Here is a 10,098-nt window from a genome sequence, read left to right as displayed (position 1 = left end):
AACTGGCTCTTGGCGGATTGGTAGCTGGCGTCAAAGCCGCGTGCGGCGGTGTACAGGTCTACCAGGCTTTGGGCTTGAAGGGGGGGGGCGAAGGTGGCAGCAGCCAGCAGGGCCAGAGGCAGCAATTTGAAGCGCATGGGGGTTCGTAGACGTGACATGGAAGAGGGCTTTCTGAGGCTCGGAAGGGGGAGGGCGGTGCGGTCAATAGCGTGGAATGCCGGAGTCGCGTTCGGCCGACCAGGCGTCAATGCCACCGGCAATATTGGCGACCTGCGCAAAGCCGCGGCTCTGCAAAAACATCGCCACTTGCATGCTGCGCGCACCGTGGTGGCACAGACAGGCGATGGGGCGTGCAGCATCCAATTCGGCCAGCCGCACGGGAACCACGCCCATGGGAATAGCCAGCACCTCCAGACCATCCTCTTGCACCCGCGCCAGCGCCAACTCGTGCGGCTCGCGCACGTCCAGCACCAAGGGTTGGCCTGGTGCATCAAGAGACTGGAACCACTGTTCCAGTTGGCTGGGGCGGATTTGATCGATCATGGTGTCTACGAAGGGGGGTTAGAACTGGAAGCGCGAAGGCTCTGGAAAATGCAGCAGGCGCGGCGCATTGGCATCCCAGGGTTGGGTGGTGCGGAAATCGGTGGCGCTGGTGCGGGTCACCAACGTGGCACGCATCTGGGGTTCGTCTCCCACGATGGCGATCAGGCGGCCACCCACATTCAGCCGCTGCAGCAGGTCGTGTGGCACCTGGGTTACCGAGCCGCTGAGTACGATGGCATCAAACGTGCCATGGGCCGCGCTGAGCTTGGCACCATCATCCTGGCGCACGGTGACGTTGCGGATGCCCGCCTTCTGCAGGTTGTTGCGGGCCATGTCCACCAGTTCGGGCAGCAGCTCCACGCTCAGCACCTGGGCCGCGCGGTGCGACAGCAGGGCGGCCATGAAACCTGAGCCGGCGCCGATTTCGAGCACCGATTCATGGGCTTGCAGGGCCAGGTCTTGCAGCAAGCGCGCTTCCAGGCGCGGGGCCAGCATGCACTGGCCACCGGGCAGGGGAATCTCCAGGTCGGCAAAGGCCAGCGCCTGGTGTGCCAATGGCACAAAGTTTTCGCGGGGTACGGTATTCAGCAGGTCCAACACAGCGGTGTCCAGCACGTTCCAGGGCCGGATTTGTTGCTCAATCATGTTGAAGCGGGCTTGGGCGAAATTCATCGTTGTTTCTCCTTGGAATACAGGTGGCGTTGATAGGGCAAATTTTACCGGGCGGGGGTGGCAGGTCCGCCCCACATCCGCTTGGCCCAGTTCGCCAGATCGTCCATATAGCAATACACCACAGGCACCACCACCAAGGTGAGCAGTGAGGAGGTGATCACCCCACCAATCACCGCCTGGCCCATGGGGGCGCGCATCTCGGAGCCTTCGGTCAGCGCAAAGGCCAGCGGCACCATGCCAAAAATCATGGCCAGCGTGGTCATCAGAATGGGGCGCAGGCGCACCTTGGCGGCCAGCAACAGGGCTTCGGACCGTGGCAAGCCGGGCACTGGGTGCCCCTGGGCATCGACGCCGTCCTCACGCGCGCGGATGGCAAAGTCCACCAGCAGAATGGCGTTTTTGGTCACCAGGCCCATCAGCATCACCACACCGATGATGGAGAACATGGACAGCGTGGAGCCGAACATCATGAGCGCCAGCACCACGCCAATCAGCGTCAGCGGCAGCGCCGTCATCAGCGCCAGCGGTTGCAAAAAGCTCTTGAACTGGCTGGCCAAAATCATGTAGATGAACACAATCGCCAGCACCAGCGCCGAGATGGCGTAACCAAAGGCCTCGGCCATGTCTTTGGTGGAGCCGCTGAACTTGTAGCTGTAACCTGCGGGCATGGCAATGGTGTCCATGGCGGTCTTGATGTCGGCCGACACCTCACCGGCTGAGCGGCCCGAGACGTTGCCGGTGATGGACACCTCGCGCGTCAGGTCGCGCCGGTTGATCTGGTTGGCGCCAGTGGACTCCACCACCTCGGCCACCTGGTTCAGGCGCACGATGCGCGGGCTGCCGTCGGCATTGCTGCCCACGGTGAAGGGCAGCTGGCTCAGGTCGCTGGCGCTGTTGCGCGCACCGGGTGCCAGGCGCACGTTCACGTCATAGGTCTGGTCGTCCGGGGCACGCCAGTTGCCCACGGTCTGGCCCGCCACCAGGGTGCGCAGGGCGGTGCCGATTTGCGCCACCGACAGGCCCACGTCGGAGGCCACGTCGCGTTTCACCTGCACGTCCAGCGTGGGCTTGTTGGGCTTCACGCTGGAGTCCAGGTCCACCAGGCCTGGGATGTCACGGACCTTCTCCAGCGCCAAAGTGGTCAGGCGTTCGAGTTCGCCAGTGTCGGCTCCCTGGATGGAGAACAGAATCTGTTTTTGCCCACCCACGGCATCCATCAGGCCCGCGTGGGTGACGGTGATGCCGGGCACCTGGCGCAGGCGCTCGCGCAGCTTGACCGACATGGCATCCACACTGAGCTGCCGCGCTTTGCGGTCCACCAGGCGGATGTAGATGCTTGCGTAAATTTTGCCCTGTGCATTGCCAGTGTTGATGGTGGACAGGGTGTAGCGCACCTCGGGAAACTCGCGGATGATGGCTTCGACCTGTTTGGCCTTGGCCTCGGTCACCTCCAACGAAGAACCCACCGGCGTGTTGAAGTTGACCGTGGTTTCCGAAAAGTCGGACTTGGGTACGAACTCGGTGCCCAGCAGCGGCACCATAAAAATGCTGCCCACAAAAATGCCCAGTGCCAGGCCCACCGTGGCCAGCTTGTGCTGCAGCGACCAGCGCAGGATGCCTTGGTAGGCGTCTGCCAAGTTTTCCGTGGCGGAGTCGAACCAGTGTGTGACGCGGCCAATGGTTTTGTCGTACAGCGTGACCGGTGGGCCATGTTTGCCGTGCTGGTCGATGCTGGGGTCGTGCCAGACGCTGGAGAGCATGGGGTCCAGCGTGAAGCTCACGAACATGGAGATCAGCACCGCCGCCACGATGGTGATGCCGAACTCGTGAAAGAACTTGCCGATGATGCCGCCCATAAAACCAATGGGCAGGAACACCGCCACGATGGACAGCGTGGTGGCCAGTACGGCCAGGCCAATTTCCTGCGTACCGTCCAGCGAGGCTTGGTAAGCCGTCTTGCCCATTTGCACATGGCGCACGATGTTTTCGCGCACCACAATCGCATCGTCAATCAGCAGGCCCACGCAGAGCGAGAGCGCCATCAGCGTGATCATGTTGATGGTGAAGCCAAACCAGTTCATGAACAAAAAGGTGCCGATCAAGGCGATGGGCAGCGTGAGCCCGGTGATGACCGTGGAGCGCCAGGAGTTCAGGAACAGGAACACGATCAGCACGGTGAGCGCCGCACCTTCGATCAGTGTGCGCCGCACGTTGTCCACCGAGACGCGGATCTGGCGCGAGCCATCGTTGATGGGCTCCAGCTTCACGCCGGGGGGCAACTGCTTTTGCATCTCGCCCAGGGTTTTGATCAGGCCGTCCACCACCGCAATGGTGTTTTCGTCCTGCGACTTCTGCACGGTGAGCATCAGTGTGCGCTGGCCGTTGTACAGCGCCAGGTTTTCCACTTCCTGCGCCCCATCGGCCACACGTGCCACCTGGTCCACACGGACCGGTGCGCCGTTCTTGCGGGCCACGATGATCTTGCCAAAGTCCTCGGGGCGCTGCATGCGCGCCTCGATCTGGATCACCCGTTCCTGCTCGGCGGATCGGATGGCACCCACCGGCAAGTCCTGGTTCTCGTTGCGCACCGCGCTCACCACCTGGTCGGGCGTGATGCCAAAGGACTCCAGCGCCTGCGGGTTCAGGTAGACATTGATCTCGCGCTTGGTGCCACCGACCACGGTCACCGACCCAACGCCACGCACGTTCTCTAACCGTTTTTTGAAAGTTTGCTCGGCCCAGTTGGTGAGTTCTACGGCACTTGGAACTTTGGCCCCGACGGCTGCATCGGGTAACACAGCGACCGACCAGATGGCGCGCGCGGCCGGGTCAAAGCGCAGCACGCGCGGCTCCTTCACTTCGGCGCGCAGATTGGGCTTGATGGCGGCCACCTTTTCGCGCACGTCCTCGGCCGCCTTGCGGCCATCCACATGCAGGCCAAACTCGATCACCACCACACTCTGGCCTTCGTAGCTGCGCGAGGTCAGCGCATTGATGCCGGCAATCGAGTTGACGCCCTCTTCAATTTTCTTGGAGACTTCGCTCTCCACAATCTCGGGCGAGGCGCCGGGGTAGTCGGCAATCACCACCACCACGGGAAAGTCGATGTTGGGGAACTGGTCCACCTGCAGGCGCTGCAACGAGAACAGGCCCAGCACCACCAGGGCCAGCATGACCATGGTGGCAAATACCGGGTTCTTCAGACTGACGCGGGTGAACCACATCAGTTGCCGCCTTTGGCAGCCGCCTTGATGGCGGTACCTGCCCGCACGGGGCCGACGCTGCCGCTGAGCACCTGGGTGCCCTCGGGCACGCCCTGGATAGCGGCAAAGGTTTGGCCTTGGGCCTCGCCCCGCGCCACCACATCCACCGCTTGGTGCTGCACCACGCCGGCCTGGACGGTTTGTACATAGGGCTGTGGTTTGTCGGTGCGCACGGCGGACAGGGGCAAGCCGAGCGCTCGCGTGCTGCCCAGATGGAGCTGCCCTTGGGCAAACAGGCCTTGGCGCAGCGAGGCATGGGGTTCCAGGGCCAGGTAGGCCAGTACCGCACGGCTGCCCACCACCGCGCTGGGGTTCACCCGGCTCACCTTGGCGGCCACGGTCGTGGCCGAGCCCTCCACCGTGAGCTGGGCGGTTTGCCCCACGCGCACCTGCAGCGAGTCGGTGGCGCTCAGGCTGGCCTCCAGCTCCAGGCGGCTCAGGTCCACAATTTCGACGATGCGGGCGTCAATGGCCACGCGCTCACCAGGCTGCGCCAGGCGCTGTGCCACCTGGCCGCGGATGGGGGCACGCAGCACCGTGTCGTCCAGGGATTTGCTGGCCACATCGGCGCCCGCCTGCGCAGCGCGGTAGCTGGCCTCGGCTGCTGCCAAATTGGCGGAGGAGGATTCGAGTGCGGTCTTGGAGATAAAGCCTTGCTCAACCAAGGACCGGTTGTTGTCAAAGCTGCGTTTGGCAATGTCGACCTGCGCGCGCGCAGCCTCGGCCTGTTGCTGGGCCTGGCGCACCCGGGCCTGTGATTCGGTGGAGTCCACGCGCGCAATCACCTGGCCTGCTTTCACCACGTCGCCCTCACGCACGGTCAGGCCTTGCAGCTCGCCGGCCACACGCGCTTTGACAAAGGCCGAATTGACTGCCTTGAGCGGTCCCGAGATGGCCAAACCCTGGGCCAGCTCCATGTTTTGCACCAGCACCACATCGTTGGGCCCCAATTCAATGGCCACCTGAACCTTGCTGGCGGCCTGTTGGCTGGCCAGGGCTTCTTTTTGGGTCTTGCGTGCTGACAAGGCCCGCACCGACACGGTGGCAACCAGCGCCAATGCCAATGCGCCCACGGTCCATTTGATCCAGGGTTTCATGGGAAGTTAGCTCGCTTGCAAGGGGGCGGTGGAGGGGCGCACGGTCAGGCCGATCAGCATGTTGTCCACCTGGGTCTGGATGTAGGCCAAAGGGTCAAAAACGACGTCGGGGGGCATACACGAGCCCAGCGACTGTTTGGAGATGGCCAAAAACAGAAAGGGCGCCATGACCAAGTAGGCACCGTAGTTCAATTCCATGGGGCGGAACTCGCCGCTGTCGATGCCCCGTTGCAGCACGCGCTGGATCAGCGCATTGCCCGGGGCAATGACTTCGGCCTGGTAGAAGGCGGCCAGCTCAGGAAAGTTGCCGGCCTCGCTCATCATGAGCTTGGAAATGCCGGCCGCCTGGGTCGAGCCCACACGCTCCCACCACACGGTGATGCAATAACGCAGCAGTTCGGCACTGTTGCCCTCATAGGCATCCAGCTCCTGGCTCCATTCGTCAAAACGGCCGGAGATGTTTTCGCGCACCACGGCCTTGAACAGCTCTTCCTTGCTGGAGAAATAGAGGAACAAGGTGCCCTTGGATACACCGGCGCGCTTGGCCACTTCTTCGGCGCGGGTGGCGGCAAAGCCTTTTTCCACAAACAGCTCCAGCGCCGCGGCCAGCAGCTCCCCGGGGCGCGCGTCTTTGCGGCGCTCGCGTTTGGCGCGCACATTGCTGGCGAGGAGGTCGAGGGGGCACTGCATAAATTACTGACTGATTGGTTATTAATGTAGCGGGCAGGCGTGGCAGTGTCAATCTTTGCGGGTCAAATACGTAAGATGCAGGCGCCTGCAACGACCAATCCCTTTTGCCACAGCCACGGAGTCTGCTTTATGTCCAAACCCTTACAAACCATCACCCTGGGCGGAGGTTGCTTCTGGTGCACCGAGGCTGTTTTTGTGCAGGTGCAGGGGGTGCTGGATGTGGAGTCCGGCTACAGCAACGGCCAGGTGGTTCAGCCAAGCTATGAAGACGTGTGCACCGGCACCACGGGACACAACGAGGTGGTGAAGCTGGTCTATGACCCTGCGCAGATCTCCACCCGCGAAGTGCTGGAGATCTTTTTTGTGATCCACGACCCCACCACGCTGAATCGCCAGGGCAACGACGTGGGCACCCAATACCGCAGCGGCATTTATGTCTCTACGCCGGAGCAGGAGGCCGTGGCCCGGGAGGTCATCGCCGAGATGGCGGCCAGCGGTGTCTACAGCCGGCCCATCGTCACCGAGGTGCTGCCGGTGGACAACTACTGGCCTGCCGAGGCTTACCACCAGGACTTTTTTGAGCGCAACCCGCACCAGGGCTACTGCATGGCCGTGGCCGCCCCCAAGGTGGCTAAGTTCCGCAAAACCTTTGCGCGCTTGCAGAAATAGGCGCGGGGTCTTCAGCGGCGGATGGGCGAGTCGCTGAAGATGCCCCAATTGGATTTGGGTTGGGGCTTGGGCATTTCTTCCTGGTGTTTTTCGGCGTAGTTCAGGGCCAGGCCCACGCCGCCAATCAAGATGGTCAGTCCAACGACCAATTTCAGTACGGTGACCCACAGTTTGGGTTCATCATCGCGTTTCATGCACATTCTCCAGTTGCACGCTATTGTGCCTCTGTTGACTCCAACGCCCGCCGTAGCTGCGTGAGCAGCTACGGGATGTATAGCAAAAGCCCGCTCTAATTCAAGCGCATGCCGGCCACGAGTTGCGCGACGTTGTGGCGCACCATCTGCAGGTAGGTGGCACCGGGCTGGTCGGGGGCGGACAGGGCATCGGCGTACAGGCTGGCGCCCAGGGTGGCGCCGGCGTCTTTGCTGAGCTGGGCGATGAGTTTGGGGTTGCCCATGTTTTCCACAAACACCGCGCGGATTTTTTCGCGCTGGATCTGCTTGATGAGCTGGGCCACCTGTTTGGCGCTGGGTTCGGTTTCGGTGTTCACGCCTTGTGGGGCCAGAAACTTCACGCCATAGTGCGCGGCAAAGTAGCCAAAGGCGTCGTGCGAGGTGATGACCTTGCGTGTGTGGGCCGGGATGGTGGCGATCTGCGCTTTGGCCCAGGCATCCAGCGCCTGCAGCTCCTTGACATACGCCTCGGCGTTGGCCTGGTAGCTGGCGGCCCCTGCGGCATCTACCTTGCTCAAGCCCGCTGCAATGTTGCGCACGTACAGCACCACGTTGTTGGGGTTCTGCCAGGCATGGGGGTCGGTTTCCTCGTGCGCGTGGCCGGTGTGGCCTTTTTCCTCTTCCATGTGGCGCGCTTCCACGCCCTTGGCGGCAATGACGCTTTCGCCCTTGTAACCCGAAGACTTGAGGAGTTTGCCCGCCCAGGGCTCAAACCCCAGGCCATTGAGTACCACCAGCCTGGAGGCGAGCAGCGTTTTGGCGTCCGACGGCTTGGCTTCAAACACATGGGCGTCTTCATTGGCGCCCACCAATGTGGTCACCGCCACGCGCTCGCCGCCGACCACGCGCACCAGGTCGCCCAGGATGCTGAAGCTCGCGGTGACCGGCAGCTTGTCGGCCGCGTGGGCGTGGCTGCCGAGCAAGGCCAGGGCCGTGGCGCTGGCCAGCAGAAAACGGCGGGGTAGCGCGCTGAGTGGAAAGGTGTTGGGCAACGTCATGGCAGGGGTCCGTAGCAAGTGAAAGAAAGAGGGGGCGAGCGGTGCGTGGCTCAGGCCACGCGGTGGGTGGTGCCCCACCAGCGCGGCAGCCAGCCGCCGGGGGCGAGCAACAGGGACGCGGCGTACAGCACGCCCGCGCAACCGATGATGGTGGGGCCCGAAGGTGTATCAAAGTGGTAGGACAGCAGCAGGCCGGCCACACCGGCCAGCGCGGCCTGCGCACTGGCATTGAGCAACTGCGCAGGCAGGGTGTCGTGCCAGAGGCGCGCGCTCACGGCGGGCAGCATCATCAGGCCCACGGCCATCAGCGTGCCCAGGGTCTGAAAGCCGGCCACGAGGTTGAGCACCACCAGCATCAAAAAGCCCTGCTGCCACACCCAGGCCGGCAGGCCGCTGCGGTGGGCGGCCATGAAGACCGGGTCAAAGGTTTCCAGCACCAGGCCGCGGTACATCAGCGCCAGCGCCACCACACTGGCCGTGGCCACACCCGCCACCAGCAGCAGCCCACTGGCATCCACCCCCAGCGCGCTGCCAAACAGGATGTGCAGCAAATCCAACTGGGTGCCGTGGCCTGCAATCAGCGTCACCCCCAAGGCGAGGGCGACGAGGTAAATGGCGGCCAGGCTGGCGTCTTCTTTCAAGGTGGTGAAGCGGCTCACGGCGCCCGCAATGCCTGCCACCAGCAGGCCCGCCAGCACCCCGCCCAGTGCCATGGCCGTGAGCGACAAGCCGCTCACCATGAAGCCGATGGCCACGCCGGGGAGTACCGCGTGGCTGAGCGCGTCGCCCAGCAGGCTCATGCGCCGCAATGTCAAAAACACGCCCAGCGGCGCCGCGCTGAGCGACAAGGCCAGCGTAGCCACCAGCGCGCGGCGCATGAAAGCAAATTCTGCAAACGGGGAGAAGAGGGTGTCCCACAGCGGGCCCAGCAAGATGTCCATGGCGGGCCTTACGGGGTGGTGGCCAGGCGCTGGGCCAGCAGGGTGTCAAAGTCCTGGCCGTTGACTTGGCCGTCGATGTCGCAGATGGCCGCGGTCTCGTCCCAGGCTTCGGCCATGGCGCGGGCCTTGGCCAAATTGGCTTCCGTCAAAACCTCTGGCGTTGCCCCCCAGGCAATACATTCGCGCGCCAACAGCAGGGTATGCGGGAAGTACTCCCTTACTTGCGCGTCATCGTGCAACACGGCAATCACCGTGCGGCCCTGGCGGTGCCACTGCCGCACCAGCGCCAGCAGCGCGGCGGTGGTTTGGCTGTCGACCGCGTTGAAGGGCTCGTCCAGCAGGATGGTCTGTGCGTCCTGCACCAGCAGGCGGGCAAATAACGCGCGTTGCAGTTGCCCGCTGGAGAGTGTGCCCACCGTCCGGTGCTCAAACCCTTGCAGGCCCACCGCCTCCAGTGCTGCATCCACGCGTGCCAGCATGGGCGCCGTTGTGCTGCCCCAGGCGCCAGTCTGTGCCCACAGCCCCATCAGCATGCAATCGCGCACGCCCAGCGGGAAGCTGCGGTCCAGCTCGCTGTGCTGCGGCAGGTAGGCGAGGCGCTCGCTCGGCGCGTGGGTGATGCGGGCATGGGGCGCCACAGGCACCAGCCCCGCCAGACTTTTGAGCAAGGTACTTTTGCCCGCCCCGTTGGGGCCGATGACTGCGGTGAGCGCGCCGCGCGCAAAGTGGCCACTCACATGGTGCAGCGCCGGGTGGCGGCGGTAGCTCACGGTCAGGTTGTGCAGGGTGATGGCAGGGTCCGCAGCCCGCGCCGTGTTCTCCGGCCGGTTCATAGCGGCGCAGCTTCCAGGCTGGCCCACCACACACCCAGCCACAGCAGGGCCAGGGCGGGCAGGGTCCATAGCAGGCGTTGCCAGGCGGGCAGTGCCAGCACGCTGGTGCGCGGGCGTTGGGGTTCAGATGGGGGCACGGAAAGAGCTCATAATGCAACT

General features: G+C 63.8%; 11 protein-coding genes. 1 reads left to right on the top strand and 10 read right to left on the bottom strand.

The features are described 5' to 3' along the window. Positions 1–201: 201 nt before the first annotated feature. From AC3WS7_RS17690 to AC3WS7_RS17670, 5 genes are read right to left on the bottom strand one after another with little or no spacing between them, the layout of a single operon-like run. The gene (locus AC3WS7_RS17690; RefSeq protein ID WP_296471365.1) at positions 202–543 is read right to left on the bottom strand and encodes a rhodanese-like domain-containing protein; all 342 of its coding nucleotides are present in this window, start codon (positions 541–543) and stop codon (positions 202–204) included. Between the two features lie 18 nt (positions 544–561). Continuing rightward, positions 562–1,215, bottom strand: a complete 654-nt coding sequence (locus AC3WS7_RS17685; protein ID WP_296471368.1) for a protein-L-isoaspartate O-methyltransferase family protein — start codon at positions 1,213–1,215, stop codon at positions 562–564. A 44-nt stretch (positions 1,216–1,259) separates the two neighbouring features. Further along, positions 1,260–4,439, bottom strand: a complete 3,180-nt coding sequence (locus tag AC3WS7_RS17680; RefSeq protein WP_492657271.1) for an efflux RND transporter permease subunit — start codon at positions 4,437–4,439, stop codon at positions 1,260–1,262. Next, the gene (locus tag AC3WS7_RS17675; protein WP_492657270.1) at positions 4,439–5,575 is read right to left on the bottom strand and encodes an efflux RND transporter periplasmic adaptor subunit; all 1,137 of its coding nucleotides are present in this window, start codon (positions 5,573–5,575) and stop codon (positions 4,439–4,441) included. Before AC3WS7_RS17675 ends, AC3WS7_RS17680 begins: the two co-directional genes overlap by 1 nt. A 6-nt stretch (positions 5,576–5,581) precedes the next feature. Next, positions 5,582–6,265, bottom strand: a complete 684-nt coding sequence (locus AC3WS7_RS17670; RefSeq protein WP_296471374.1) for a TetR/AcrR family transcriptional regulator — start codon at positions 6,263–6,265, stop codon at positions 5,582–5,584. A 129-nt stretch (positions 6,266–6,394) separates the two neighbouring features. Here AC3WS7_RS17670 and msrA point away from each other — a divergent pair, with 129 nt between their 5' ends. Next, positions 6,395–6,934, top strand: a complete 540-nt coding sequence (gene msrA / locus AC3WS7_RS17665; protein ID WP_296471377.1) for a peptide-methionine (S)-S-oxide reductase MsrA — start codon at positions 6,395–6,397, stop codon at positions 6,932–6,934. Between the two features lie 11 nt (positions 6,935–6,945). Here the strand turns inward: msrA and AC3WS7_RS17660 are convergent, their stop codons facing one another. The 5 genes from AC3WS7_RS17660 to AC3WS7_RS17640 all read right to left on the bottom strand — a co-directional run bounded on the left by AC3WS7_RS17660 (position 6,946) and on the right by AC3WS7_RS17640 (position 10,076). Beyond that, positions 6,946–7,128 carry a hypothetical protein gene (locus AC3WS7_RS17660; protein ID WP_296471380.1) on the bottom strand — a complete coding sequence of 61 codons (183 nt, stop codon included), beginning with the start codon at positions 7,126–7,128 and terminating at the stop codon, positions 6,946–6,948. 95 nt (positions 7,129–7,223) lie between these two features. Further along, the gene (locus AC3WS7_RS17655) at positions 7,224–8,165 is read right to left on the bottom strand and encodes a metal ABC transporter substrate-binding protein (protein WP_492657269.1); all 942 of its coding nucleotides are present in this window, start codon (positions 8,163–8,165) and stop codon (positions 7,224–7,226) included. Positions 8,166–8,215: 50 nt separating this feature from the next. After that, positions 8,216–9,106 (bottom strand): metal ABC transporter permease, encoded by an 891-nt coding sequence (locus AC3WS7_RS17650; RefSeq protein WP_492657268.1) that lies wholly within the window; start codon positions 9,104–9,106, stop codon positions 8,216–8,218. A gap of 8 nt (positions 9,107–9,114) precedes the next feature. Next, positions 9,115–9,939, bottom strand: coding sequence for a metal ABC transporter ATP-binding protein (locus AC3WS7_RS17645; protein WP_492657267.1), 825 nt, complete (start codon positions 9,937–9,939; stop codon positions 9,115–9,117). After that, positions 9,936–10,076: a hypothetical protein gene (locus AC3WS7_RS17640; protein WP_296471392.1), complete on the bottom strand. Its 141-nt coding sequence runs from the start codon at positions 10,074–10,076 to the stop codon at positions 9,936–9,938. The genes AC3WS7_RS17645 and AC3WS7_RS17640 overlap by 4 nt, the downstream gene beginning before the upstream one ends. Between the last annotated feature and the right edge of the window lie 22 nt (positions 10,077–10,098).

The sequence above is a fragment of the Rhodoferax sp. EU05-FHT12H12 genome, assembly GCF_058791215.1.
The sequence above is the reverse complement of the archived record's forward strand: the minus strand, read 5'-3'. Positions and strand labels throughout refer to the sequence as shown.

What these genes read in the sequence shown, in the direction of transcription:
- AC3WS7_RS17690 (WP_296471365.1), bottom strand. Translation starts at nt 543, where the DNA reads ATGATCGATCAAATCCGCCCCAGCCAACTGGAACAGTGGTTCCAGTCT.
- AC3WS7_RS17685 (WP_296471368.1), bottom strand. Translation starts at nt 1,215, where the DNA reads ATGAATTTCGCCCAAGCCCGCTTCAACATGATTGAGCAACAAATCCGG.
- AC3WS7_RS17680 (WP_492657271.1), bottom strand. Translation starts at nt 4,439, where the DNA reads ATGTGGTTCACCCGCGTCAGTCTGAAGAACCCGGTATTTGCCACCATG.
- AC3WS7_RS17675 (WP_492657270.1), bottom strand. Translation starts at nt 5,575, where the DNA reads ATGAAACCCTGGATCAAATGGACCGTGGGCGCATTGGCATTGGCGCTG.
- AC3WS7_RS17670 (WP_296471374.1), bottom strand. Translation starts at nt 6,265, where the DNA reads ATGCAGTGCCCCCTCGACCTCCTCGCCAGCAATGTGCGCGCCAAACGC.
- msrA (WP_296471377.1), top strand. Translation starts at nt 6,395, where the DNA reads ATGTCCAAACCCTTACAAACCATCACCCTGGGCGGAGGTTGCTTCTGG.
- AC3WS7_RS17660 (WP_296471380.1), bottom strand. Translation starts at nt 7,128, where the DNA reads ATGAAACGCGATGATGAACCCAAACTGTGGGTCACCGTACTGAAATTG.
- AC3WS7_RS17655 (WP_492657269.1), bottom strand. Translation starts at nt 8,165, where the DNA reads ATGACGTTGCCCAACACCTTTCCACTCAGCGCGCTACCCCGCCGTTTT.
- AC3WS7_RS17650 (WP_492657268.1), bottom strand. Translation starts at nt 9,106, where the DNA reads ATGGACATCTTGCTGGGCCCGCTGTGGGACACCCTCTTCTCCCCGTTT.
- AC3WS7_RS17645 (WP_492657267.1), bottom strand. Translation starts at nt 9,939, where the DNA reads ATGAACCGGCCGGAGAACACGGCGCGGGCTGCGGACCCTGCCATCACC.